This is a genomic window from Luteimonas flava, assembly GCF_036584485.1.
Lineage (GTDB): Bacteria > Pseudomonadota > Gammaproteobacteria > Xanthomonadales > Xanthomonadaceae > Luteimonas > Luteimonas flava.
The window spans coordinates 390,342-415,699 of record NZ_JAZHBM010000001.1 but is presented as its reverse complement, the minus strand read 5'-3'; the positions used below and the strand labels follow the sequence as shown (position 1 = coordinate 415,699).

Annotated in this window: 19 protein-coding genes, 1 pseudogene and 1 riboswitch; of the genes and pseudogenes, 15 read left to right on the top strand and 5 right to left on the bottom strand. The window is 68.7% G+C overall.

Annotation, left to right across the window (positions count from 1 at the left end):
• Positions 1-225: 225 nt before the first annotated feature.
• From V3391_RS01865 to V3391_RS01855, 3 genes and pseudogenes are all read right to left on the bottom strand, one after another.
• Positions 226-1,380 (bottom strand): annotated as a pseudogene (locus V3391_RS01865) (polyketide cyclase); the annotation flags it as partial.
• Positions 1,381-1,667: 287 nt separating this feature from the next.
• Positions 1,668-2,309: a response regulator transcription factor gene (locus tag V3391_RS01860; protein WP_332076730.1), complete on the bottom strand. Its 642-nt coding sequence runs from the start codon at positions 2,307-2,309 to the stop codon at positions 1,668-1,670.
• Positions 2,310-2,328: 19 nt separating this feature from the next.
• Positions 2,329-3,543: a sensor histidine kinase gene (locus V3391_RS01855; protein ID WP_332076729.1), complete on the bottom strand. Its 1,215-nt coding sequence runs from the start codon at positions 3,541-3,543 to the stop codon at positions 2,329-2,331.
• 179 nt (positions 3,544-3,722) lie between these two features.
• Between V3391_RS01855 and V3391_RS01850 the strand changes: the two genes are divergently transcribed.
• The 6 genes from V3391_RS01850 to V3391_RS01825 all read left to right on the top strand — a co-directional run bounded on the left by V3391_RS01850 (position 3,723) and on the right by V3391_RS01825 (position 8,931).
• Positions 3,723-4,316, top strand: a complete 594-nt coding sequence (locus tag V3391_RS01850) for a GNAT family N-acetyltransferase (RefSeq protein WP_332076728.1) — start codon at positions 3,723-3,725, stop codon at positions 4,314-4,316.
• Positions 4,316-5,098, top strand: coding sequence for a septum site-determining protein MinC (minC, locus tag V3391_RS01845; RefSeq protein WP_332076727.1), 783 nt, complete (start codon positions 4,316-4,318; stop codon positions 5,096-5,098). The genes V3391_RS01850 and minC overlap by 1 nt, the downstream gene beginning before the upstream one ends.
• A gap of 24 nt (positions 5,099-5,122) precedes the next feature.
• Complete coding sequence (minD, locus tag V3391_RS01840) at positions 5,123-5,932, top strand: septum site-determining protein MinD (protein ID WP_332076726.1); 810 nt, start codon at positions 5,123-5,125, stop codon at positions 5,930-5,932.
• Between the two features lie 2 nt (positions 5,933-5,934).
• Positions 5,935-6,198, top strand: a complete 264-nt coding sequence (gene minE, locus V3391_RS01835; protein WP_055248846.1) for a cell division topological specificity factor MinE — start codon at positions 5,935-5,937, stop codon at positions 6,196-6,198.
• Between the two features lie 26 nt (positions 6,199-6,224).
• Positions 6,225-6,731: a hypothetical protein gene (locus tag V3391_RS01830; protein WP_332077684.1), complete on the top strand. Its 507-nt coding sequence runs from the start codon at positions 6,225-6,227 to the stop codon at positions 6,729-6,731.
• 163 nt (positions 6,732-6,894) lie between these two features.
• Positions 6,895-8,931, top strand: a complete 2,037-nt coding sequence (locus V3391_RS01825; protein WP_332076725.1) for a M2 family metallopeptidase — start codon at positions 6,895-6,897, stop codon at positions 8,929-8,931.
• Between the two features lie 72 nt (positions 8,932-9,003).
• Here the strand turns inward: V3391_RS01825 and V3391_RS01820 are convergent, their stop codons facing one another.
• Positions 9,004-10,239 carry a multidrug effflux MFS transporter gene (locus tag V3391_RS01820; RefSeq protein WP_332076724.1) on the bottom strand — a complete coding sequence of 412 codons (1,236 nt, stop codon included), beginning with the start codon at positions 10,237-10,239 and terminating at the stop codon, positions 9,004-9,006.
• A 354-nt stretch (positions 10,240-10,593) separates the two neighbouring features.
• A riboswitch (glycine riboswitch) is annotated at positions 10,594-10,700 on the top strand.
• Between the two features lie 85 nt (positions 10,701-10,785).
• Between V3391_RS01820 and gcvP the strand changes: the two genes are divergently transcribed.
• On the top strand, positions 10,786-13,674 hold the full coding sequence (gcvP, locus tag V3391_RS01815; protein WP_332076723.1) for an aminomethyl-transferring glycine dehydrogenase: 2,889 nt from the start codon (positions 10,786-10,788) through the stop codon (positions 13,672-13,674).
• Positions 13,675-13,868: 194 nt separating this feature from the next.
• Positions 13,869-15,926 carry a putative bifunctional diguanylate cyclase/phosphodiesterase gene (locus tag V3391_RS01810; protein WP_332076722.1) on the top strand — a complete coding sequence of 686 codons (2,058 nt, stop codon included), beginning with the start codon at positions 13,869-13,871 and terminating at the stop codon, positions 15,924-15,926.
• A gap of 95 nt (positions 15,927-16,021) precedes the next feature.
• On the opposite strand, the gene V3391_RS01805 is transcribed toward V3391_RS01810, so the two are convergent.
• Complete coding sequence (locus V3391_RS01805; RefSeq protein WP_332076721.1) at positions 16,022-18,967, bottom strand: bifunctional diguanylate cyclase/phosphodiesterase; 2,946 nt, start codon at positions 18,965-18,967, stop codon at positions 16,022-16,024.
• Positions 18,968-19,203: 236 nt separating this feature from the next.
• On the opposite strand from V3391_RS01805, the gene V3391_RS01800 reads away from it, so the two are divergent.
• The 7 genes from V3391_RS01800 (at position 19,204) to rseP (ending at position 25,342) form a co-directional block, all read left to right on the top strand.
• Positions 19,204-19,506 (top strand): hypothetical protein, encoded by a 303-nt coding sequence (locus V3391_RS01800; protein ID WP_332076720.1) that lies wholly within the window; start codon positions 19,204-19,206, stop codon positions 19,504-19,506.
• Positions 19,507-19,733: 227 nt separating this feature from the next.
• Positions 19,734-20,462, top strand: a complete 729-nt coding sequence (gene pyrH / locus V3391_RS01795) for a UMP kinase (RefSeq protein ID WP_332076718.1) — start codon at positions 19,734-19,736, stop codon at positions 20,460-20,462.
• Between the two features lie 103 nt (positions 20,463-20,565).
• Positions 20,566-21,123 (top strand): ribosome recycling factor, encoded by a 558-nt coding sequence (frr, locus tag V3391_RS01790; protein ID WP_332076717.1) that lies wholly within the window; start codon positions 20,566-20,568, stop codon positions 21,121-21,123.
• A gap of 19 nt (positions 21,124-21,142) precedes the next feature.
• Positions 21,143-21,910 (top strand): polyprenyl diphosphate synthase, encoded by a 768-nt coding sequence (gene uppS / locus V3391_RS01785; RefSeq protein ID WP_332076716.1) that lies wholly within the window; start codon positions 21,143-21,145, stop codon positions 21,908-21,910.
• A complete protein-coding gene (locus tag V3391_RS01780; RefSeq protein WP_332076715.1) occupies positions 21,907-22,746 on the top strand; it encodes a phosphatidate cytidylyltransferase in 840 nt (279 codons plus the stop codon). The genes uppS and V3391_RS01780 overlap by 4 nt, the downstream gene beginning before the upstream one ends.
• A 43-nt stretch (positions 22,747-22,789) precedes the next feature.
• The gene (gene dxr, locus V3391_RS01775; protein WP_332076714.1) at positions 22,790-23,968 is read left to right on the top strand and encodes a 1-deoxy-D-xylulose-5-phosphate reductoisomerase; all 1,179 of its coding nucleotides are present in this window, start codon (positions 22,790-22,792) and stop codon (positions 23,966-23,968) included.
• 9 nt (positions 23,969-23,977) lie between these two features.
• Positions 23,978-25,342, top strand: a complete 1,365-nt coding sequence (rseP, locus tag V3391_RS01770) for an RIP metalloprotease RseP (protein WP_332076713.1) — start codon at positions 23,978-23,980, stop codon at positions 25,340-25,342.
• The last annotated feature ends 16 nt before the right edge of the window (positions 25,343-25,358 follow it).

The following is a 25,358-nucleotide window of genomic DNA, read 5'->3' as shown; positions in this document are numbered from 1 at the left end:
GCTGCGCGAGTGGCGCGATGCGGACCACGCGTAAAAAACGGCGGCCCTGAAACGACACACGCCGCATCCCGGAGGATGCGGCGTGCGATGCACAACCCGTGCGGGTGCGCCTGCTTACTCGGCCGGAGCCGCTGCAGGTGCCTCGGCCGCCTCGGCCGGCGCCGGAGTTTCCGCCGGTGCCGGCGCTGCCGCCGGCGCCGCTGCGGCGGGTGCCGCATTCGGATCGCGCAGCGTCCAGAACACCTCGAACTCGCCGTTCTCGGTGAACGCGGTATCGATGCCGTTGACGTAGTTCTCGTACGGACGGTCGGTGACCTCGTAACCCTGCGTCAGCGCCCAGGCGCGCACGGCGTTGCGGACGTTGTCCAGCTCGGCCATGAAGCCCTTGTAGTTCGCCTTGGCGACGCGGGCGCGCGGCACGAACACGGCCTTCACCGGGCCCAGCAGCTGCAGACCGGTCAGTTCGACGGCGTCGGTGGTCGATGCGGCAACCGGCGGCGCGGCGGCGGCGGCCTCTTCACCCTCGCCCTCGGCAGCAGCCGGCGCAGCAGGCGCGGCCGGACCGGTGCCCTTCTTGCGGACCGGCATGCCGATGTCGAACGTGTAGGTCTCGCGACCCAGTTCGGTGGTGATGATGCGCAGCGGACCGGCGGCTTCCAGGTTGTTCGCGGCCATGGTGCGGTTGATCCACTCCACGTTGGCCTTCATCGAGTCCTGGATGACCTGGTTGTTGCGCTCGACGGCACCGGCGGCGACGACCAGCAGGTTCTCGGCCGGACGGTCGGCGGCGGCCAGGTTGGCCAGCGTGCTGCCTTCGGCGCGGTAGTCGACGTTCGGCACCGCGGCCAGCATGTTGGTCAGACGACCCAGGCCCAGCTTGATGCCGTCACCGATGTTGCGGCTGACGTACAGGCCGGCGAAACGGCCCAGCAGATCCCAGCCGTAATCGACGCTGTAGGTCTGGGTGATTTCGATGTTGCGGTTGTTGCGACCGGTCGGCTTCAGGGTGAAGGTGGTCGTCTTGTTGTTGCCGCGGGTCGGGTTCTCGACCGCGTACACCACGCGGGTGCCCGGCTCGGACTCGGTGATTTCCCAGCTGCCGTCGCCGACGCGCTTGAGGGTCGAGCTGTAGTCGATGCGCGCACCGACACCGGCTTCGGGGCCGGAGATCTTCAGTTCGGCGTTCGGGTCATACGCGGTGACCGGCGACCAGTCCTTGAAGCGGAGCACGCTGTTGAGCGTGTCGAACACGATCGTCTGACGACGGTTGGTTTCCGCTGATTCGGTCAGGGTGCGGCTGGAGGGAAGCAGGACGGCCACCACGAGAAACAGCACGGCGACGATGACGCATGAAATCAGCAGTTCGAGCAGACGGGTCATTCAGAGTTCTCCAGGACCAAATCCGGCCTGAGGCGGCACAGACCGGCAATCGTATCAAGTTGCGTGTAACCGGGCGAGTCCAATCAAGCATCGATGCGCAGGCGCCCCCACTCGCACGATGCGCGGCCGCGCACCGCCCGTCGCGCCGGGCGACGGCACATTCAGCAAGCCGGTGTCGGCGCATGGTGAAACGGCCGCACGGCGCGGCCTGGCGAGCGGATGCGCCGCTGCGAACGGGACGCAACGCCGGCGTTGCCGCGCACCCGTCGGCGGGCGCGCGGGGTCACTCAGACCAGTTGCAGCTCGAAGGCCTTGAGCACGGCGCGGGTGCGGTCGCGCACGCCGAGCTTGGAGAGAATGTTGGAGACGTGGTTCTTGATGGTCCCTTCGGCCACGCCCAGCGAGTTGGCGATTTCCTTGTTGGAAAAGCCGCCGGCCATCAGGCGCAGGATCTCGGTCTCGCGATCGGTGAGCGGGTCCGGCTTGTCGAGACTGACGAACTCGTTGCGCATCTGCTCCAGACCCGTCAGCAGGCGCTGGGTCACCGCCGGCTGCACCAGCGAGCCGCCACCGGCGACGGTGCGGATCGCGCCGACGAGCTGGTCCAGCGACACGTCCTTGAGCAGATAGCCCTTGGCGCCGGCCTTGAGTCCGGCCAGCACCAGCTGGTCGTCGTCGAAGGTGGTCAGGATGATCGTCGGCGGCAGCGTGCCCGCGCGCGACAGGGCCTGGATGGCTTCGAGCCCGGACATCGCCGGCATGCGCATATCCATCAGCACGACATCGGGCCTGACCTCGGGAATCGTCTCGACCGCCTGACGGCCGTCGGAAGCCTCGGCGATCACTTCGATGCCGCCATCGAGCGCGAGCAGCGAACGGATGCCCTGGCGCACCAGGGTCTGGTCGTCGACCAGGCAGACTCGGATCATGGTGCCTCCCATTGCGGATTCATGCCGGCGACTGCGCTTCGCCCCGCCGCGCAGCATCGCGCAGGCCGGTCGCATCCGCCAGCGGCAGTTCCAGTTTCAGCACGAACCCGCGATCGGGCGCGGTTTCCACGTGCAGGGTGCCGCCGTAGGCCGCGAGGCGCTCACGCATGCCGGTCAGGCCGTTGCCGATACGCGCGGCCTCGGCGCCGCGGCCGTCGTCGCGCGCATCGACGCGGATCGTGTCGCGGTCCTGGCTGTAGCGCAGGCGGAGCAGGCTGGCGCCGGAGTGGCGCACGGCGTTGGTGATGATCTCCTGCGTGCAGCGCAGCAGGACGTGCGCACGTTCGGGATCGTCGACGACGAACTGCACCGGCAACTGCATGTCGACCTGCAGGCTCGGCACGTGCTCGGCCAGCGGCAGCAGGGTCGCGCGCATGTCGATCGCATCGTCGTCGCGCAACTGGCTCACCGCCTCGCGCACGTCGCTGAGCAACAGCTTGGCCAGCGTCTGCGCCTGCCCCACGTGGTCCTGCGCCTGCCCGCTGGCGAGGTGGCTGGCGATCTCGAGATTGAGGCTCAGCGCGGTGAGATGGTGGCCGAGCAGATCATGCAGCTCGCGGGAGATGCGGGTGCGTTCGTTGACGCGCACGCTTTCGGCCAGCAGCGCGCGGGTCGCGCGCAGTTCGGCGTTGAGCCGGCGCTGCTCTTCTCGCGCCTGGGCCTGCTGGTGCGCGACGAAGCCGGTGACGAAGGCGAAGCCGGTGAAGCCGACGTACAGCGCCGCCTGCAGCACGGCCTCGGGCCAGGTGAAATCCAGGCCGCGCACGTAGACCGGCACGATGACGAATTCGCAGGCCACCAACAGCGCCACGCCCACCCACAGCGGCAGCAGCCACGGCAGCACGCAGGCCACGACCATCAGCAGGATGCTGCCCAGGCCGCTCTGGCTGTAGTAGCTGATGCCGATCGCGCTGCCGGCCAGCAGCAACACCAACAGATGATCGAATGCGCGGATCCGGCGCTCGCCGAGTCCGCGGGTGAGCCAGGCGTAGCTCAGGCCGAACACCGCCCACGCCGCCCAGCTGGGCCAGCTGTCGAGGGTCACGCGCACATCGCCGGCGGTCAGCTGCTCCACCGGCGCCAGCGACAGCATCAGCAACGGCAGGCCGGTCAACGCCCAGGTGAACAGGCCGGCGATGCGGAGCAGACGATTGTGGTTCAGATCATGGAGCATGCCGGCATGTTAGGCACATGTCGGCGCGTCCGGACGGGCCTGAAGTCATGCCGCCGGTGTCGCGGCCGGTCGCCCGGTGGTCCCCGGCATGCAATAATCCGGCCCTGTGCGACGCGCAGCGGCAGGAGCGCCGCAGACCGGTCGTCTCGCGCGTCCATCGGTAGTCTCTGGAGTCTGGAATGTCGATCGTCGTCCGCGACGTGCATGCGCACGAGCTGGATTCCATCCTCGAACTCAACAACGCCGCCGGTCCCTCGATCCTGCCGCTGGATGCGGCCCGTCTCCGCCATCTGCACGACACCGCGGAGTATTTTCGGGTCGCCGAACGCGATGGCGGGATGGTCGGCTTCCTGATCGGCTTCGGCGCCGGCAGCGGTCACGACAGCAGCAACTTCCGCTGGTTCGAATCGCACTACCCCGATTTCTTCTACATCGACCGCGTCGTGGTCGCCAGCCGCCGTCGCGGCGGCGGCGTGGGCCGCGCGTTCTACGCCGATGTGCAGAGCTATTCCGAAGTCCGCCACCCGCTGCTGACCTGCGAAGTGTTCCTCGAACACGACAACGATCCGGTGCGCCTGTTCCACGGCAGCTTCGGATTCCGCGAGGTGGGCCAGCACGTGATGCCGGGCACCGACATCCGCGCGTCGATGCTGGTCAAGGACCTGTGCAGCTATGCATGGGTGCGCGAGACCTACGGCGGCGCGCTGCCCGACGAACCCTGGCTGGGCCGCCCCCGCGTGCCTGCCCGCACCACCGAGGAGACGAAAGCCTGATGGCGTCCCGCCCCGCCCCCGCCGCCGATTTCGAACCGGCCGGCGAACTGAAGATCGGCCAGGTCGGCATCGCCAACCTGCGCGTGCGCACGCTCGACGTCGCGCGCCTGGCCGAGGAAATGCGCAGTCGCGTCACGCGCGCGCCCAAGCTCTTCGACCGCGCTGCGGTGATCCTGGATTTCGGCGGTCTGGCCGAGCTGCCCGACACGACCACCGCGCGGGCGCTGATCGACGCGCTGCGCGATGCCGGCGCATTGCCGGTCGCGCTGGCCTGGGGCAGCCCCGCCAATGCCGCGCTCGCCGAATCGCTGGATCTGCCGGTGCTGTCGAAGTTCCGTGCCCAGTACGAGAACGCCGACGCCGCGCCCGCACCGGCGCCCCCGCGCGCAGCGCCGGAGCCTGCTGCCGCGCCGCCGCCAGCCGCGAAGGCCGCCCCGGCCGCCGCGGCGGTCGAGCCGGGCCTGATGCAGGCGGGTTCGGTGCGCTCGGGCCAGCAGCTCTACGCCCAGAATCGCGACCTGACCGTGCTGTCCTCGGTCGGCGCCGGCGCCGAGGTCATCGCCGACGGTTCCATCCACATTTACGGCCCGTTGCGCGGCCGTGCACTGGCAGGCGCACAGGGCAGCGCGACTGCGCGTATCTTCTGCCGCAGTTTCCACGCCGAGCTGGTCGCAGTAGCGGGCCACTACAAGGTGTTGGACGATATTCCCCGCGAACTCCATGGCAAGGCCGTCCAGGTCTGGCTGGAGCATGACGAATTGAAGATCGCCGCACTCGAGTGACGGCGACACACCAGGAGATGTGTTTTGGCTGAAATCATCGTAGTCACCTCGGGCAAGGGCGGCGTCGGCAAGACCACCAGCAGCGCGAGCATCGCCATCGGCCTCGCCCGCCAGGGGAAGCGCACGGCGGTCGTGGACTTCGACGTGGGTCTGCGCAACCTCGACCTGATCATGGGCTGCGAGCGCCGCGTGGTGTACGACCTGGTCAACGTGGTGCAGGGCGAAGCCTCGCTCAAGCAGGCACTGATCAAGGACAAGCGGTTCGACAACCTGTACGTGCTGGCCGCGTCGCAGACCCGCGACAAGGACGCGCTGACCACCGAAGGCGTGGAACGCGTGCTCAAGGAACTGGCCGACGACGGTTTCGAGTACATCGTCTGCGATTCCCCGGCCGGCATCGAGAAGGGCGCGTTTCTGGCGATGTACTTCGCCGACCGCGCCGTCGTGGTCGTGAATCCGGAAGTGTCGTCGGTGCGCGACTCCGACCGCGTCATCGGCCTGCTGCAGTCCAAGACCCGCCGCGCCGAGAACGGCGAGCGCGTGCAGGAACACCTGCTGCTGACCCGCTACAGCCCCGCGCGCGTGGAGACCGGCGAAATGCTGTCGATCACCGACGTCGAGGAAGTGCTGGGCCTGAAGACGATCGGCGTGATTCCCGAATCGGGCGACGTGCTCAACGCCTCCAACAAGGGTGAGCCGGTGATCCTGTCGGCCGAGTCGAATGCCGGCCAGGCCTACGACGACGCGGTTGCACGCCTGCTGGGCCAGGAGCGCCCGATGCGTTTCACGGCCACCGACAAGAAGGGCTTCTTCAGCAAGCTGTTCGGAGGCTGATCATGGGTATGTTCGATTTCCTCAAGCCGAAGAAGAACACCGCCTCGATCGCGAAGGACCGGTTGCGCATCATCGTCGCGCAGGAGCGGACCAATCGTGGCGCGCCAGATTACCTGCCGCTGCTGCAGCGCGAGCTGCTCGAAGTGATCCGCAAGTACGTCAGCATCGACGTCGAGGCGGTGAAGGTGGACCTGGTCAAGGATGGCGACCACGACGTGCTCGACATCTCGGTCGCCCTGCCCGAAGAGCGTCAGGCCACCGCCTGAGCGCAGGGGTGGACGCGCCACGCGACATCGACACGGCCGACGCGGCCGGGCACGTGCTGTGTCTGGCCGACATCGGCTTCGACGCGCCCGCCGCCCTGCTCGCCGGTTACGGCCTGACCCTGCATCGCGTGCCCGACGGCGCGCCGATTCCGGGCAGCTACTGGGGCGCGCCGGAGGCCGGGATCATCGGCACCGACGTGCACGCGCGCGGCGATACGCCGGTGCATTCGCTGCTTCACGAGGCCGGCCATTTGATCGTGCTGCCGGCCGAGCGCCGCGCCGCGGTGCACACCGATGCGACCGATTCGGTCGAGGAAGAAGACGCGACCTGCTACCTGCAGATCGTGCTCGCCGACGCACTGCCGGGCGTCGGCCGCGAACGCCTGATGGCGGACATGGACACCTGGGGCTACACATTCCGCCTCGGCTCGGCGCGTGCGTGGTTCGAACAGGATGCGGAGGATGCGCGCAGCTGGCTGGTCGCGCGCGATCTGCTGCCGGCGCTCGATCGGCGGGACGCCAACCCTCGGTAGACGCGTGGACGCGGCACGACGCACACGCGTGCGATTCGAATCCGCATCGCGTGCGCGCATCCGCAGCGCGGCCATTCGACGCCCCGCACCCCGCGCATCGACACTTGCAGCCCCGTGGGCGGCGCACTAGCCTCCCCGTTCCCTCGCTGACCGGAAGCTGTCCGTGAAACAACGCCACGCCCTGCTCGCCCTCGCCGTGGCCGCGAGCCTGACGCTCGCCGGCTGCAACCGCTCCGAATCGCCCGATGCCGCGACGCCGACCGGCACTGCCGCCGCGCCGGCCGGCGAGACCGCCGACCAGTTCATCGCCCGCGTCAATGAGGAAGTGCGTGCCCTGATGCCGGAGCTGACCGCCTCGCAGTGGCTGTCGGCGACCTACATCAACGACGACAGCCAGTTGCTGGCCGCCAAGTACAACGAGCGCTACCTCGCCCAGCTCAACAGCTGGATCGAACAGTCGCGCAAGTTCGAAGGCCAGCAGATGTCGCCCGAGACCGCGCGCGCGATCAACCTGCTCAAGCTCGGCGCATCGATGCCGCCGCCGCGCAATCCCGAGCACCTTGCCGAACTGACCCGGATCGCGTCGAGGATGGAGGGCACCTACGGTGCAGGCCAGTACTGCACCGGCGAAGGCGAAGCGCGCAGCTGTCGCCAGCTGGGCCAGCTCGAAGACGTGCTGCGCAGCAGCCGCGACTACGACGCGCAACTCGACGCCTGGCAGGGCTGGCACACGATCGCCCAGCCGATGCGCGCGGACTACACGCGATTCGTCGAACTCGTGAACGAAGGGTCGCGCGACCTCGGCTTCGCCGATGCGGGTGAGGCCTGGCGCTCGGGCTACGACATGCCGCCGGCCGAGCTCGCCGCCGAGACCGACCGTTTGTGGAACCAGGTCAAGCCGCTGTACGAGCAGCTGCACTGCTACACGCGCACGCGCCTGGAAGCGCGCTATCCCGGCCGCGGCACCGTCGAAGGCGGCCTGCTGCCGGCGCATCTGATGGGCAACATGTGGCAGCAGGACTGGGGCAACCTCTGGGACGTGCTGCAGCCCTACCCCAATGCCGGCGACCTCGACATCACCGGCACGCTGGAGCGGGACTACCAGGCGCTGCTCAACGAACGCATGGTCAAGGAGAACGCGCTGATCGACTCGGATCGCCGCGCCGACATCGCCCAGGCCGCGCTGACCGAAAACGCCAAGCGCATGAACCAGCGCGCCGAGGATTTCTACACCTCGCTGGGCATGCCCAAGCTGCCGGAGAGCTTCTGGACGAAGACGCAGTTCGTGAAGCCGCGCGACCGCGACGTGGTCTGCCACGCCAGCGCCTGGGACATGGGCGTCAAGATCGGTGAGGGTGCCGATGCCCAGCCGGACGTGCGCACCAAGATGTGCACCAAGCCGAACGAGGAAGACTTCACGACGATCTACCACGAGCTCGGCCACGTCTATTACTACCTCGCCTACAACGGCCGTCCGCCGCTGTTCCAGACCGGTGCGCACGACGGCTTCCACGAGGCGATCGGCGACACGATCGTGCTGTCGATGACGCCGCAGTACCTGCAGTCGATCGGCCTGGTCGGCGAGCAGCAGCAGACGCAGGAATCGCTGGTCAATTCGCAGATGCGCATGGCGCTGGCGAAGGTGTCGTTCCTGCCGTTCGGCCTGATGATCGACCGCTGGCGCTGGGGCGTGTTCGACGGCTCGATCACCCCGGAGAACTACAACAGCGCGTGGTGGGCACTGAAGGCGCAGTATCAGGGCGTCGCGCCGGCCACCGCACGCGGCGAGGAATTCTTCGACGCCGGCGCCAAGTACCACGTGCCGGGCAACACGCCGTACACGCGCTACTTCCTGTCGCACGTGCTGCAGTTCCAGTTCTACAAGGCGCTGTGCGACGCGTCCGGCCACACCGGCCCGTTGAACGAGTGCAGCTTCTACGGCAACAAGGCCGCCGGCGAGAAGTTCTGGGCGATGCTGGAGAAGGGCAACAGCCAGCCCTGGCAGCAGACGCTGAAGGAACTGACCGGCGGCGAGCAGATGGACGCCGCGCCGGTACTCGAATACTTCGCACCGCTGCAGGACTGGCTGACCCAGCAGAACGAAGGCAAGACCTGCGGTTGGACCGCGCCGGCCACGGCGCAGTCGCCTGCACCTGCACCGGCCGCGCAGCCGGCCGCACCGGCGCCCACGCAGGGTTGATCCAGCGTCACGTGAATCACGAAGCAGGGCCGGCATTCGCCGGCCCTGCTTCGTTTCCGCCGACCACCGGACTCACATCTGGTCGGTCGGCTCCAGCGATGCGGGATCGCGCGGACAGCCCGGCGGTCGTGCGCCGCGCGCGAGTTCCCAGCGCCAGAACATCCAGCCGACCAGCATGAAGGCCGCCGAGGTCACCGCCAGCAGCAACGGCTGGTGGCTGACCAGCGGCGACAGCAGACCGGCGACCGCGGCGTTGAGCACCAAGCCGGTGAAGGCCTGCAGCGAAGACGCCGAGCCGCGCTGGCGCGGATACATGTCGAGGATCGCGAGCGTCAGGATCGGGAACGTCAGCGCGATGCCGAACGAATTGAGCATCGCCGGCATCACCGCCCACGGAATCGCGGGCTGGTCGACCAGCAGGTTGTAGGCGACGTTGAGCGCAACCGCGACGCCGCTGCAGGCGAAGCCGATGTTGGCCAGCCGCGTGCCGGTGATGCGACCCGCCGCGCGCCCCGACACCCAGGAGCCGAGCATCATGCCGCTGATCATCGGCACGAAGAACCAGCCGAACTGGCGCTCGTTGAGGCCCAGCACGTCGACGACGAACACCGGCGTCGACGCGATGTACAGGAACAGCGCCGAGAAGTTGAACGCACCCGCCGCGGCGATGCGCTGGAAACGCCGGTTAGCGACGATCGACACGTAGTCGCGCAGCAAACGCCGCGGCGCGAGCGAGATCCGGTGCTCGCGCGGATGGGTTTCCGGCAACCACCGCCACACCACCACCAGCAGCACCAGCGAGAACGCGACCAGGAACCAGAAGATCAGCGGCCAGCGCCCCCAGCCCAGCAACCAGCCGCCGATGATCGGCGCGATCGCCGGCGCGATGCTGAAGATCATCATGACCTGGCTCATCAGCCGCTGCGCATCGTCGCCCTGCAGCACGTCGCGGATCACCGCGCGGCCGACGATCAGGCCCACGCCGGCCGACAGGCCCTGCAACGCGCGGAAGCCCAGCAGCGTGCTCAGATCGGTCGACAGCGCGCAGCCCACCGACGCGACCACGAAGATCGCCAGGCCACCGAGGATCACCGCACGCCGGCCGATCGCATCCGACAACGGCCCGTGCACGATGCTCATCAGGGCGTAGGCGATCAGATACACCGCGATCGTCTGCTGCATCGCCGCCGGGTCGGCATCCAGATCGCCGCCCATCGCCGGGAACGCCGGGAAGATCGTGTCGATCGAGAACGGGCCGAACATCGCCAGTCCCGCCAGCAGCAGGGCCAGCGTGCGGATCGACGGCATGCGTGGCTGTCTCACGCGGCCACCCGCCACGTGCGTGCGACGACGGGCACATCGGAAGACGCCGGCGCACGGGCGACGACAGGACACGGGCATTCGGACATCGGGACACCGGAAGTCGTCCGCATTCACGGACCGGGCGCGGCGCGGCGGCCGCCTGGAAGCGCGACATCATAGGCCGGTCGATGCCGACGCCCCGGCAACGGCGCGTTCCGTCGGGCCGCCGCGACACGCGCGGGCGCGCAACGTGGCCGGTATACTGCGTCGCGTATGCAGTGGGAGAAGCGGGCGCTCCTCGAGAGCGTCCCTGCCGTAGGCGCAACCGCCCGGAATCGCTCAGGCCCCGTACCGCTGCAACGGCAACACTCTGGAGAGACCGGAACGCCTGCATGGCGCACCCGGCGCCGAAGGGGCACGAAGCGCACCGCTTCCAAACTCTCAGGCAAAAGGACAGAGGGGCACGCGGAAGACCGGCGGTCTTCGGCCATCGTCCTCCGCGACGCGGATCGACAGTGGCGGACGCCGGCACTCCAGAGCCCCTTTTGACGGATGCCTGCCATGACCGCTTCGACCCTGCGCGACCTCGAACACCACTCGGCCTTCGTCGAACGCCACATCGGCCCGAACGATGCCGAGATCGCCCACATGCTCGGCGTGGTCGGCCACGACTCGCTCGACGCGATGACCGATGCGATCGTGCCGGGCAAGATCGCCTCCCGCGCGCCGCTCGCCCTGCCCGACGCGATGACCGAAGTCGACGCGCTGGCGAAGATCCGCAAGGTCGCGGAACGGAACACCGTGCTGCGCAGCGTCATCGGCCAGGGCTACTACGGCACGCACACGCCGAACGTCATCCTGCGCAACATCCTCGAGAACCCGGCCTGGTACACGGCCTACACGCCCTATCAGGCGGAGATTTCGCAGGGCCGCATGGAAGCGCTGATCAACTTCCAGACGATGGTCACCGACCTGACCGGCATGGACATCGCGAACGCCTCGCTGCTCGACGAGGCGACCGCTGCCGCCGAAGCGATGACGCTGGCCAAGCGGTCGGCGAAGTCGAAGTCCAACGTGTTCTTCGTTGCCGACGATGTGCATCCGCAGACGCTCGACGTGCTGCGCACGCGCGCCGACGGCCTCGGCATCGAACTGCAGATCGGCCCCGCTGCGGACGCCAAGGACGCCGACACCTACGGCGTGCTGCTGCAGTACCCGAACACCTTCGGCCGCATCGGTGATCACGCCGAAGTCGCCGATAGAGTGCACGCGCGCGGCGGCATCGTCGCGGTCGCGACCGATCTGCTGGCGCTGACCCTGATCCAGGCGCCGGGCCGCTGGGGCGCCGACATCGTCGTCGGCAACTCGCAGCGCTTCGGCGTGCCGTTTGGCTTCGGTGGCCCGCATGCCGGCTTCATGGCCTGCCGCGATGCCTACAAGCGCTCGATGCCGGGCCGCCTGATCGGCGTGTCGGTCGATGCCGCCGGCAACCAGGCCTACCGCCTGACGCTGCAGACCCGCGAGCAGCACATCCGCCGCGAGAAGGCGACGTCGAACATCTGTACCGCGCAGGTGCTGCTGGCGGTAATGGCGTCGATGTACGCCGTCTACCACGGCCCCGACGGCCTGACCCGCATCGCCCGCCGCACGCACCGCTTCGCGTCGATCCTGTCCGCCGCACTCGGGCAGGCCGGCGTCAGCGTCGGCGACGCGTTCTTCGACACGCTGCATGTGACCGGCGTCGATGCCGAAGCGTTGCACGGCAAGGCGCGTGCAGCCGGCTTCAACCTGCGCGCGATCGATGCATCTTCGGTGGGCATCAGCCTCGACGAGACCACGACCCGCGATGAAGTCGTCGCGCTGGCCAAGCTCTTCGGCGCCGGGATCGACATCGAAGCACTCGATACCGCGACCGCCGACGCGCTGCCGAAGGCACTCGCGCGCGACACGAAGTTCCTGACCCACCCGGTGTTCAACACGCATCACAGCGAGCACGAACTGCTGCGCTACATGCGCACCCTGGCCGATCGCGATCTGGCGATGGACCGCACGATGATCCCGCTGGGCTCGTGCACGATGAAGCTCAACGCGACCGCCGAAATGATCCCGGTCACGTGGCCCGAATTCGGCAACATCCACCCGCTGGCACCGGCAGACCAGACCGTCGGCTACACCGAGCTGATCGACGGCCTGGAAGCGATGCTGGTCGAAATCACCGGCTACGACGCGGTGAGCTTCCAGCCCAACTCCGGCGCGCAGGGCGAGTTCGCCGGCCTGCTCGCGATCCGCGCCTACCAGCAGGCGCAGGGCCAGGGCCATCGCGACATCTGCCTGATCCCCGAATCCGCGCACGGCACCAATCCCGCGTCGGCGCAGATGGTCGGCATGACCGTCGTCGTGACCCGCTGCGACAAGGACGGCAACGTCGACGTCGACGACATCCGCGCCAAGGCCGAGAAGTACTCGGATCGCTTGGCCGCGATCATGATCACCTACCCGTCCACGCACGGCGTGTTCGAGGAAGACGTGGTCGCGATCTGCGACATCGTCCACCGGCACGGCGGCCAGGTGTACACCGACGGCGCCAACATGAACGCCCTCGTTGGCGTGGCCAGGCCCGGCAAATGGGGCTCGGACGTCAGCCATCTGAACCTGCACAAGACCTTCTGCATTCCGCACGGCGGCGGCGGCCCGGGCGTCGGCCCGTGCGCGGTCAAGTCGCATCTCGCGCCCTACCTGCCGCGCGCGCTCGGCGGCGATGGCGACGTGGGCATGGTCTCGGCGGCGACGCACGGTTCGGCGTCGATCCTGCCGATCAGCTGGATGTACATCGCGATGATGGGCGCCGACGGTCTGCGCCGCGCCACCCAGGTCGCGCTGCTCAATGCCAACTACGTCGCCAGGCGCCTCGCACCGCATTACCCGACGCTCTACACCGGCCGCAACGATCTGGTCGCGCACGAGTGCATCCTCGATCTGCGCCCGATCAAGGACGCGACCGGCATCAGCGCCGAGGACGTCGCCAAGCGCCTGATCGACTTCGGCTTCCACGCGCCGACGCTGAGCTTCCCGGTTACCGGCACGCTGATGGTCGAGCCGACCGAAAGCGAATCGCTGCACGAACTCGACCGCTTCATCGACGCGATGATCCAGATCCGCGACGAGATCCGCGCGATCGAGGACGGCCGCTTGGATCGCGAGGACAACCCGCTCAAGCACGCGCCGCACACGGCGATGCAGGTCACCGCCAGCGAGTGGACCCACGCCTACCCGCGCGAACTGGCCGCGTTCCCGCTGGCGACGCTGCGCCACACCAAGTACTGGCCGCCGGTCGCGCGCGTCGACAACGTGCACGGCGACAAGAACGTGTTCTGCAGCTGCATCCCCGTCGGGTCGGCCGAGGACGAGCCGGAAGCCTTCAGCGAACCCGACGTCGTCTGATCCGCAGCGTCTGAGCGGCCGGCGTCACGCCGGTCGATCTGCGCATTGCGTCACAACCTGACCCGACCGTACGGTCGGGTTTGTTGTGTCCGGGCCCCGCGCGGATTCGCGCCGCGTCGCAACGGTCTTCACCGGATCTCGACATTGGCACGCGGGTTGCTACACAGGCTCAGCCTCCCGTTCCGGTCAGTCCCATGCTCGTCGGCACCTACAACCCGCTGCTCGTCGCCATCTCGTATGTGGTCGCCGCCTTCGCGTCCTACGTCGCGCTCGACATGGCCGGCCGGATCGCGGCCAGCGACGGCTGGGCCTCGCGCAGCTGGCTGATCGGCGGCGCAGTGGCGATGGGCTTCGGCATCTGGTCGATGCACTTCCTCGGCATGCTGGCCTTCCAGTTGCCGATCCCGCAGGGCTACGACCTCGCGGTGACGCTGTACTCGCTGCTGATCGCGATCTGCAGCTCGGCCTATGCCCTGCACGTGGTCTCCGGCCGCGACCTGCCCATGCGCAAGCTCGGCGTCGCGGCGCTGATCCTCGGCGCCGGCATCGCGGCCATGCATTACGTCGGCATGGAAGCCATGCACATGCAGCCGGGCATCGACTACCACCCGGGCTGGTTCGCGCTGTCGATCGTGATCGCGATCGCCGCAGCCGGCGCGGCGCTGTGGATCGCGTTCTCGCTGCGCCGCGAAGGCGCAGGCGTGGTGCGCGCGCGCAGTCTGGCCGCGCTGGTGATGGGCGTGGCGGTCGTCGGCATGCACTACACCGGCATGGCCGCGGCCGGCTTCCCGGAAGGCAGCATCTGCGGTGCCGCGATCGCCGGCGGCATCTCGCCGCAGTGGCTGGCCAGCCTGGTCGGCGCGACGACGTTCGCGATCCTCGGACTGGCGCTGACCACGTCGATTCTCGACCGGCGCCTGCAGGAGCGCACCACCCTGCTCAGCGATTCGCTCAAGAAGGCGAACCAGGAACTGACCTATCTCGCCCTGCACGACAACCTGACCAAGCTGCCGAACCGTCTGCTGCTGGAGGACCGCCTCGAACACGCGATCCGCCGCGCGGTGCGCAACGGCAACCGCTTCGCGCTGCTGTTCGTCGATCTCGACGGCTTCAAGGCGGTCAACGATGCCTACGGCCATCCGGTCGGCGACCGTCTGCTGCTGCAGGTGGCGCGTCATCTGGCTGCCGAGATCCGCGCCGAGGACACGCTGGCGCGGCTGGGCGGCGACGAGTTCGTCGTGCTCGCCGACATCAAGGAGCCGGGCGATGCCGCGACGCTGGCCGACAAGCTGCTTCAGACCGTGTCGATGCCGGTGCAGATCGAAGGCGGCGAACTCAACGTGACCGGCAGCATCGGCATCGCGATCTTCGGCGCCGACGGCACCAGCGCGCGCGAACTGATGACCAATGCCGATGCGGCGATGTACTCGGCCAAGGACCAGGGCCGCAACGCCTACTGTTTCTTCGAGCCGTCGATGAATCGCGGCGCGCACGCCGAGCTCGCCCTGATCCAGGATCTGCGACGCGCGCTGGCGCTGGACCAGTTCACGCTCAATTACCAGCCCAAGCTGCGCGCGCCCGACGGCCCGCTGGTCGGCCTCGAAGCGCTGCTGCGCTGGCACCATCCCGAGCGCGGGCTGGTGATGCCGGACACCTTCATTCCGCTGGCCGAGAAGACCGGTCTGATCCTGGAGATCGGCCGCTGGGTCATCAACGAGGCCTGCCGCCAGCTGATGGAATGGCGCGCGCTCGGTCGCGATGTCCCCTCGGTGTCGGTGAACCTGTCGGCGACCCAGTTCCGCTCGCCCGGCCTGCTGGGCAAGATCAAGGAAGCGCTTGCCCGCCACGGCATGCCGCCCTCGTCGCTGATCCTGGAGATCACCGAATCGACGGCGATGCACGACCCGGAAGCGAGTCTGGCGATCCTGCAACGACTGTCGGCGCTGGGCGTGCAGATCTCGATCGACGATTTCGGCACCGGCTATTCGAGCCTGCTGTATCTCAAGCGGCTGCCGGCCAGCGAACTCAAGATCGACCGCGCCTTCGTCAAGGATCTCGTCGCCGGCAGCGAGGATGCCGCGATTGTCTCGGCGATCATCGCGCTCGGCCGCACGCTGAACCTGTCGGTGATCGCCGAAGGCGTGGAGACCGAGGCGCAGCAGCGGCTGCTGACCGAACTGGGTTGCACCTCGCTGCAGGGCTTCCACTTCGGCATGCCCGGCGACGCCGCGGCGATCGGCGCGCGGCTCTGACGTCGCACCGGGTTCGCGGGAGGTGTCGGATCCGGTGATCCGCCGCCGACGGCGCGTGCGCTGCGCGCCGAGACCGGCGGCGCGGATGCGTGGCGTCAATCGATCTCGCTGGTCTCCTCGGCCAGGCTTTCCAGCAGCGCGTCGATCGGCATCGGACGACCGAGGTGGTAGCCCTGCGCCTGGTCGCAGCCGTGCGCGCGCAGCCATTCGAGCTGCTCGGCCTCTTCGACGCCTTCGGCGATGATCGCGAGCCCCAGGCCATGGCCGAGCGCGATCAACGCACGGCAGATCGCGGCGCTGCGCGGATCCTCCGTCACGTCACGCACGAAGGCACGGTCGATCTTCAGATGGTCGAGCGGCAGTTCGCGCAGATAGGCCATGCTCGAAAAGCCGGTGCCGAAGTCGTCGATCGACAGGCACAGGCCTTCGTTGCGCAGCGTGCCCATCAGCGATCGCGCATCGTCGGGATGCCGCAGCAGCACGCTTTCGGTCAGCTCCAGATGCAGCGCGCGCGGCGGCAATGCGTGGCGTTCGAACAGATGCCGGATCGATTCCGGCGTCATGTCGGCCTCGAACTGCACCGCGGACACGTTCACCGCGATCGCCACGTCACCGTGGCCCGCGGCGGCCAGACGCGCGTGCATGCGCGCCGACTCCTCCAGCACCCAGCCGCCGATCGGCACGATCAGCCCGGATTCCTCGCACAGCGGAATGAACTGCGCCGGCGAGACGTAGCTGCCATCGGGCTGGCGCCAGCGCAGCAGGGCTTCGATCGCGGCGAGGCTGCCGTCGTGCAGACGATGGATGGGCTGGAAATGCAGCTCGAACTCGCCGCGTTCATGCGCCTGGCGCAGCTGCCGCACCATCGCCAGCCGGCTCGAGGCGTGCTCGGCCATCGCCGCGCTGTAGTGCACCACCTGCAGGTTCTCCCGGCGCGCATGCAGCGACGCCAGCGCCGCATGGCCGATGACCTTCTCGGCCCCGCCGTCCTCGCACGGGCCGCTGGCCAGTCCGATCCAGGCTTCCAGCGGAAACGTGCCGCCTTCGGCCTCGACCGGAATGCCGATCGCCGCGAGCAGCGCGGCGACCATGGCGTCGCGCTCGCGCGGATCGAGCGCGGCGATGACGAACGTCTCCGACGGCATGTAGCCACAGGCGCCGTAGCGCTCGGCGACCTGGTTGAAGCGTGCGGCGGCCTCGCACAGGATATTCTCGCCCGCGCGGCGGCCCAGCGTCGGCGCGATCAGTTCCAGATCGCGCAGCTGCACATAGGCGATGGCGAAACCGCTCCCGCCGTCGGCTGCGCAGTGCGAATCGAGCTGGTCCGCCAGTGCGGCGAGCGTCAGCATGCCCGTGGTCGGGTCGTGGTTGGCGCGCCAGGCCAGATCGCGCTCGTAGCTCATGCGGACGCTGACGTCCTCGGCCAGCACCAGTCGCGCCGGCCGTCCGTCGAGTTCGATCGTGCGCGCGTGCACGCGGACTTCGACATGCCGCGCATCGCGCGTCATCAGCATCCACGGCCGGTCCTGCGCATCGTGGCCGCCCCCCGGTGCCAGCGCTTCACGGCCGGCGGCCTGGTCCTCGGGCGCCAGCAGATCGGTGACCGCCATATGCAGCAGGTCTTCGCGGTTGTAGCCGTAGGTGTCCACGGCCGCCTCGTTGACCGCGAGGAAGCGCAGATCCTCCAGGTCGTAGACCCAGGCCGGCAGAGGATTGCGCTCGAAGATGTGCCGGAACTGCAGTTCGGCGCGTTCCATGCGCTGTTGCGCATCGCGGCGTTCGGTGACGTCCTGCGCGGTGCCGGTCATCACCGGGTGCGCGCCATCACGGATGGTCGCGCCGCGGATCTTCAGCCAGCGCGACGCGCCGTCGTCGAGCACCACCCGGTATTCCTGCACGAAGGGCAGCTGGTCGATCTGCGATGCGGCGAGCTCGGTCTGGATGCGCGGCCGGTCGTCGTCGTGGATGCGATCGATGAACGCCTGCACCGGGATCTGGCCGTCGACGCTGTCCAGTCCGTAGAGCGCCGCCATCTCCTCGGTGGCGCGGACGTAGCCCGCGGCGGGATACATGCGCCATACGCCGGTCCCGGACGCGAGCTGGGCCTGCTGGAGCCACTCGGCCTGCGCCTCCACTTCGGCCATCAGCGCCTCACGCGCAACCTCGTCCTTGCGGGCGCGTCGCACCACCAGGCCGAACACCAGCCAGTACAGCAAGGCGAGCACGCACGCGGACACGGCATACCGGCGCCAGGGCGCCAGTGCTTCGTGCAAGCCGATGCCGGCGCTGACGACGAAGGGGTAATCGCTGGTGTTGCTGAAGGCGACCTTGCGCTCGACACCGTCGAGCTGGCTGACCAGATCGCCGCTGAAGCGCCCGCCCTCCACCCGCACTTCCGGCGGCAGATCGACGTGTTTGCCGACGTGCGTACCCGTGCGGCCGAAGCGCGCGACCACGACGCCGGCCTGGGTGTAGATGGTGGCGCTGCCTTCGGCGCCGACGTCGAGCGAATCGACCATGTCCTCGAGTTCGCGCGTCCGGAACAGGGCGACGATCCACGCATCGTCCGCCGCGAGCGCCAGTGGCAGGGTGCCGCCCTTGCCCTGCGGCAGCAGAGGGCCTGCGACCAGCGGGCCCGCCCGGTGATCGAGCGTGGCCAGCCAGTCGCTGATCCGCGCATCCGCAACGGCGCCTTCTCGCGCGCGACCGGACCGGCCGAACACGGCGATCGATTCCAGTTCTTCGTGGCGGTCGATGACGCCGGCGATCCAGACATCCAGCCTGTCGCCCGCCAGCGCCGGCGGCAGCGCGGCGTCGGCCCTCCGCTCCGCGGCGATGCCCCGCAACGCGCGTTCGATGTTGCGCAGTTCGTAGTGCAGCAGACGGTCAGTGCCGGTGGCCAGCGCCATGCTCTGCCGAGACGCCGCGTCCAGCCGCGCGTCGCGATCGAGCAGGACGAGCGTGGCGAGGCCCGCCGTGAGCACCACGCCGAGCAGAATGCCGGTGTTGCGGATCGAGCGGGCCGAACGGAGTCGCCGCAACCGTCTTGTCGTCACGTCCGTAAGCATCGTGTCGTCTGGCGGGCCCGCCCACGGGGGACCCTGAACTCCTGCACTGGAGGACCAAGCATGCCGGGAAAGGGGCCGCGCCCGGCTCTGAGAAAAATCTGAAAGCCGCACGAAAGCGGCCCGTCGACCCGGTGAAACGCGCGCACTTTTCACGGTGCGTGGCCGCTGCTCCACCCACGGTGGTCGCTTCCCCGCTCGCGAACCCGCCCATGTCCAGCAAAGACACCCGCTCGGCGTCCAATCCCGACCAGCCGCAACAGCGCGACCACGTGGCGGTCAACGACCGCAAGGCGGCGCGCGGCGACGCTTACGCCCACGACGACAACCCCTCGGCCGAGGGCAACGACACATCGCTCACGGCCGGCCCCTCGTTCGAACGGCGCGTCCATGCCGACGGCCATGTCGAAGGCGTTCCGCCGCCCGTCGTGACCGGAGACGACAGCGAGGACAAAGCGGGTGCACACGACGCGTCCGACCGCACACGCGACGGGCGCGAACACACGCAGGATTGAGTTCGACAAGGACGCGCGCTGATGGACGCATCGTCGGCGCAGCCCGCGGATGCATCCGTCATCGGGCGTGCGTGACGTCGCGATGCATCGCAACGCCAGCGGGCGAGACTCCGTTGCGATCGCGGATCGCAGGGGTATGCGACATAACGGAATGCTGATGGATGCTTCGCGCACGGGGCGCGTCGATCCCCTAGAATCCGCACCGTCCTCGCCCCCGGAGTCACCGTATGTCGTCTGCCCCGCTCGCCTACCGCCGCGTCCTGCTCAAGTTGTCCGGCGAGGCCCTGATGGGCGACGAGGATTACGGTATCGACCCCAAGGTCATCGGGCGCTTGGCCGACGAAGTCATCGAGGCGCAGAAAGCCGGTGCCGAGGTCGGCTTGGTCATCGGCGGCGGCAACATCTTCCGCGGTGCGGGCCTGGCTGCGGCCGGCATGGACCGCGTCACCGGCGACCAGATGGGCATGCTGGCGACCGTCATCAACGCGCTGGCGATGCAGGACGCGCTCGAGAAGCGCGGCGCACGTGCGCGCGTGATGAGCGCGATCAAGATCAACGACGTCTGCGAGGACTACATCCGCCGCCGCGCGATCCGCCACCTGGAAAAGGGCCGCATCGCGATCTTCGCCGCCGGCGTCGGCAGCCCGTTCTTCACCACCGATTCGGGCGCCGCGCTGCGCGGCATCGAAATCGGCGCGGATCTGCTGCTCAAGGCGACCAAGGTCGACGGCGTCTACGACGCCGATCCGAAGAAGGTGCCCGACGCCAAGCGTTACGACCGCCTGACCTACGACGAGGTGCTGAGCCAGGGTCTCGAGGTCATGGACACCGCGGCCTTCGCGCTCGCGCGCGATTCCGACCTGCCCCTGCGCATCTTCGACATGAGCCAGGCCGGCGTGCTGCTGCGCATCCTGCGCGGCGAACCGATCGGCACGCTGGTCCAGGGCCGCAGCTGAGCCTATTCCGCGCGGCCTCGCGCTGCGCTGCGGCATCACCCGGCCCCGTGGTCGGTCCCGGACGCTTATAATCGTCCGATTCGCACACGGACCGGGGCTGCCCATGCTCAACGACATCAAGAAAGACACCCAGACCCGCATGGCCAAGAGCGTCGAAGCGCTCAAGCACACGCTGGTCAAGGTGCGTACCGGCCGCGCGTCCAGCGCGCTGGTCGACCACATCAAGGTCAACTACCACGGTTCGGACATGCCGCTGAACCAGGTCGCCAGCGTGGTGGTGTCCGATGCCCGCTCGCTGACGATCACGCCGTGGGAGAAGCAGATCGTCGGCGCGATCGAGAAGGCGATTCTCGGCTCCGACCTCGGCCTGACCCCGAACACCGCCGGCACCACGATCCGCCTCAACCTGCCCGCGCTGACCGAAGAGCGCCGCCGCGACCTGTCCAAGGTCGTGCACAGCGAAGGCGAGGACAGCAAGGTCGCCATCCGCAATATCCGCCGCGATGCCAACCAGCAGATCAAGGAACTCCTCAAGGAGAAGCTGATCTCCGAGGACGACGAGCGCCGCAGCGAGGACGAGATCCAGAAGATCACCGACTCGGCGATCAAGGATGTCGACGAGGTCGTCAAGGCCAAGGAACAGGAACTGATGTCGGTCTGACGGTCCGTCCGCAGTCCGCATGAACGCACCGATTCCGACCGGGCCCGTCCCGCGCCACATCGCCGTCATCATGGACGGCAACGGGCGCTGGGCGGCGCGTCGCAAGCGTCCGCGTGCGATCGGCCACCGGGCCGGCGCGCGCACCGTCAACCTCTGCATCGATTTCTGCCTCGAACGCGGCGTCGACGCGTTGACCCTGTTCGCGTTCTCCAGCGAGAACTGGGGCCGTCCCGACGAGGAAGTCGGCGCGCTGATGAAGCTGTTCCTCGGTGCGCTCGACCGTGAAGTCGGCGAGCTGCATCGTCGCGGCGTTCGCCTGCGTTTCATCGGCGAGCGTGGCCGTTTCAGCGACGGCATCCGCGGCCGCATGGCAGCGGCGGAAACGCTGACTGCCGGCAACACGCGGCTGACGCTGGCGGTGGCTGCCAGTTACGGCGGACGCCAGGACATCGCCTCGGCCGCGCGTTCGCTGGCCCAGGATGTCGCGGCGGGCCGTCTGCGTCCGGACCAGATCGACGAAGCCGCGCTCGGCGCACGGGTCGCGCTGGCCGACCTGCCGGCGCCGGATCTCTTCATCCGCACCGGCGGCGATCTGCGCGTCAGCAATTTCCTGTTGTGGCAGCTCGCCTACACCGAGCTGTGGTTCACCGAGACCCTGTGGCCCGAGTTCGGCGCGCAGGAACTCGAGCAGGCGCTACAGGTCTATGCCTCGCGCGAGCGACGCTTCGGGCTGACGGGCGAGCAGATCGCCACCGCACAGGACGCGCCCGGGGAGGGCCACCCATGACATCCACCCGCATCCTCGCGGCCCTGCTGATGGCGCCCGTCGCCATCGCCGCCGTGCTGCTGCTCAATACGCCATGGATGGCCGCCGTCTCGGCGATCATCTTCCTCGCCGCGCTGTGGGAATGGCTGCGGCTGACCGACATCGACGACACGCTGGCGCGCACCGCGCTGCTGGCGCTGAACCTGCTGCTGATGGTGGCCATCGTCTGGGCATCGGCGACCGGCGGCGGCTCGCTGGTGCTGCTGAAGATCTTGGCGATGATCGGTGTCGTCTGGTGGCTGCTGGCGACGTTGTGGCTGCGCCATTACGACTTCGCCTCCGATCACGACACCCGGGCGCGTGTGTTCAAGCTCGCGGCCGGCACGCTGGCGGTGATTCCGGCCTGGGCCGCGCTGTGCGTGATCCACGCCGGCGAGAACGGCGGACACGGCAACCGCTGGCTGCTGCTGGCGCTGGCGATCGTCTGGGCCACCGATACCGGGGCGTATTTCGCCGGCCGCAAGTTCGGCAAGCGCAAGCTCGCGCCACGCATCAGCCCGAACAAGACCGTCGAAGGCCTGGCCGGCGGCGTCGTCGCGGGCGTGCTGGTCGCGGTCGCATTCGCGCCGCTCGCCGGCGCGACCGTCGCGCAGTTGCCGCTGGTCGCGCTGGTCGCGGTGCTGACCGTGCTGGCATCGGTGGTCGGCGATCTGTTCGAAAGCCTGCTCAAGCGCCACGTGGGCGCCAAGGACTCGGGCACGTTGATTCCCGGTCACGGCGGCGTGCTCGATCGCCTCGACAGCGTGCTGGCGGCGCTGCCGGTGTTCGCGTTCGGCCAGATCTGGCTCGGTTTCTGACGATGCAGTCCGTCTTCGCGTGCCGCGGCCGGACGTGCCGCGCATGATCCGCAAGGTCGCGGTCTTCGGCGCCACCGGTTCGATCGGCACCTCGGCGCTGGACGTCATCGCCCGGCATCCCGATCGCCTGCGCGCCAGCGTGCTGGCGGCGGGCAGCAACGTACCCGCACTGGTCGCGCTGTGCGTCACGCACCGGCCGGATCATGCAGTGATCGCCGATGCGGCGTTGCTCGACGCACTGGCGTCGGCGCTGCGCGACGCGGGCCTCGACAGCACGCCGCATGCCGGCATGCCCGCACTCGATGCGCTCGCGCGCGATGCGGAGGCCTGCGACACCGTCGTCGCCGCGATCGTCGGCGCGGCCGGGCTCGATTCCACGCTGGCTGCGCTGCGCGCCGGCAAGCGTGTGCTGCTGGCCAACAAGGAATCGCTGGTGCTGGCCGGTGCGCTGATGATGCAGGCCGCGCGCGACGCAGGCGCGACCATCGTGCCGATCGACAGCGAACACAATGCGATCCACCAGTGCCTGCCCGCCGATGGCGACTGCAGCGGCGTCGCGCGCATCATCCTGACCGCGTCCGGCGGCCCGTTCCGCGGGCGCAGCCGCGCATCGCTCGCGGAGGTGACGCCGGCACAGGCCGTCGCGCATCCCAAGTGGTCGATGGGGCCGAAGATCTCGGTCGACTCGGCGACGCTGATGAACAAGGGGCTGGAACTGATCGAGGCGCATCACCTGTTCGCGATGCCGGTCGAACGTCTCGACGTGCTGGTGCATCCGCAGAGCCTGGTGCACTCCTTCGTCGAGTTCATCGACGGTTCCACCCTCGCCCAGCTCGGGCTGCCCGACATGCGCACCGCGCTCGCGGTGGGCCTGGGCTATCCCGATCGGATCGCGTCCGGCGTGTCGGGTCTGGATCTGCTGCAGCACGGCCGTCTCGATTTCGAAGCGCCTGACCTCGACGCATTCCCCTGCCTGGCGCTCGCCCGCGGCGCACTGGCGGCGGGCGGTACCGCGCCCGCGCTGCTGAACGCGGCGAACGAAGTGGCGGTTTCAGCCTTTCTTCAGGGGCACCTGCGTTTTCTAGCCATTCCCACGCTGGTCGAGCACGTGCTCGACACGCTTCCCGCCGCTGACGCGGCGTCGCTGGCCGTGCTGCGCGATGCCGACGCGCGCGCGCGCAGCGTCGCCACGCAGGCGATCGAAACCGGTGCCGTCCATTGAGCAAGCGTGATGTCTGAATTCTTCGGCTCGGTGTGGTGGCTGATCGTCAGCCTCGGCGTGCTGGTCACCTTCCACGAGTTCGGCCATTACTGGGTCGCGCGCCGGTGCGGCGTGCGCGTGCTGCGCTTCTCGATCGGCTTCGGTCGCGCGCTGTGGTCGCGCCGCGGCAAGGACGGCACGGTCTACCAGGTCGCGATGATCCCGCTGGGCGGCTACGTCAAGATGCTCGACGAGCGCGAAAGCCCGGTGCCGGAGGCCGAAGCGCACGAAGCCTTCAACCGCGCATCGGTGTGGAAGCGCATCGCGATCGTCGCCGCCGGGCCGATCGCCAACCTGATCCTGTGCGTGGTGCTGCTGTGGGCGATGTTCGTCATCGGCCGCCCCGATTACGCGCCCGTCGTCGGCCAGTCCAGCGGCATCGCCGAAACTTCGGGCCTGCGCGCGGGCGACCACATCGATGCCGTCGGTGACCGCGAGACGCCGACGTGGATGGAGGTGCAGCTCGCGCTGCTGCCCGCCGCGCTGGATCGCCGGGACATCGCGCTGCACGTCACCGACGAACGCGACCGCGACGTGGTCCGCGAACTGCGCCTGTCGCAGCTGCCCGAGGATTTCGACCAGCGGCGCATCGCGTCGGCGATCGGCCTGTGGCCGCGGCATCTGCTGCTGCCGGCGGTCGTGGGCCGCGTCGAGCCCGGATCCGCGGCCTGGGGCGTGCTGGCCGAAGGCGACCGCCTCACCGCCATCGACGGCAGCCCGGTGCGCGTGTTCGAGGACATCGGCCCGCTGGTGCAGACGCTGGGCGACCGCGGCGGCCAGGCGATGGTCGAAGTGGAACGCGACGGCGAGCGCCTCGCTCTGGAGATGATACCCAGGCGCATGGAGCTGCCCGACGGGCGCGGCGAGTACTGGGCCTTCGGCATCGCGCCGCCGCGCGACCTGCCGATGCCGGAGAAGGACGCGATCCAGCAGTACGGCGTGCTCGCGTCGGTGCCGGCGGCGTTCCATGAAGTCGGTCATTTGACCGGCCAGCTGGTCGGCATGATCGGGCGCGCCTTCAGCGGCCGGGTGGCGATCGAGAACACCGTGGCCGGCCCGATCACGATCGCGCGCGCGGCCAATACCTATGCCGGCCAGGGGCCTGCGTGGTACCTGACGATCCTCGCGTTGCTGTCGCTGAGCCTGGCGATCCTGAACCTCCTCCCCATCCCGCTGCTGGATGGGGGACACCTCTTGTATTACCTTATCGAGTTGGTCAAAGGCAGCCCGGTCAGCGAGCGCGCGATGGTGGCCGGGCAATACGTCGGCCTGGCGCTGCTGGCCAGCCTGATGGGCCTGGCGTTCTACAACGACATCCTCCAACTCGTGCGCTGACACCTGCCTCGACCCG

Bases quoted from the DNA above. Each gene is read 5' to 3' on its own strand.
- frr (WP_332076717.1), top strand. From the start codon at position 20,566: ATGCTCAACGACATCAAGAAAGACACCCAGACCCGCATGGCCAAGAGC.
- rseP (WP_332076713.1), top strand. From the start codon at position 23,978: ATGTCTGAATTCTTCGGCTCGGTGTGGTGGCTGATCGTCAGCCTCGGC.
- V3391_RS01855 (WP_332076729.1), bottom strand. From the start codon at position 3,543: ATGCTCCATGATCTGAACCACAATCGTCTGCTCCGCATCGCCGGCCTG.
- dxr (WP_332076714.1), top strand. From the start codon at position 22,790: ATGATCCGCAAGGTCGCGGTCTTCGGCGCCACCGGTTCGATCGGCACC.
- pyrH (WP_332076718.1), top strand. From the start codon at position 19,734: ATGTCGTCTGCCCCGCTCGCCTACCGCCGCGTCCTGCTCAAGTTGTCC.
- V3391_RS01820 (WP_332076724.1), bottom strand. From the start codon at position 10,239: ATGCCGTCGATCCGCACGCTGGCCCTGCTGCTGGCGGGACTGGCGATG.
- minE (WP_055248846.1), top strand. From the start codon at position 5,935: ATGGGTATGTTCGATTTCCTCAAGCCGAAGAAGAACACCGCCTCGATC.
- V3391_RS01850 (WP_332076728.1), top strand. From the start codon at position 3,723: ATGTCGATCGTCGTCCGCGACGTGCATGCGCACGAGCTGGATTCCATC.
- V3391_RS01810 (WP_332076722.1), top strand. From the start codon at position 13,869: ATGCTCGTCGGCACCTACAACCCGCTGCTCGTCGCCATCTCGTATGTG.
- gcvP (WP_332076723.1), top strand. From the start codon at position 10,786: ATGCCTGCCATGACCGCTTCGACCCTGCGCGACCTCGAACACCACTCG.
- V3391_RS01860 (WP_332076730.1), bottom strand. From the start codon at position 2,309: ATGATCCGAGTCTGCCTGGTCGACGACCAGACCCTGGTGCGCCAGGGC.
- V3391_RS01800 (WP_332076720.1), top strand. From the start codon at position 19,204: ATGTCCAGCAAAGACACCCGCTCGGCGTCCAATCCCGACCAGCCGCAA.
- V3391_RS01780 (WP_332076715.1), top strand. From the start codon at position 21,907: ATGACATCCACCCGCATCCTCGCGGCCCTGCTGATGGCGCCCGTCGCC.
- uppS (WP_332076716.1), top strand. From the start codon at position 21,143: ATGAACGCACCGATTCCGACCGGGCCCGTCCCGCGCCACATCGCCGTC.
- minC (WP_332076727.1), top strand. From the start codon at position 4,316: ATGGCGTCCCGCCCCGCCCCCGCCGCCGATTTCGAACCGGCCGGCGAA.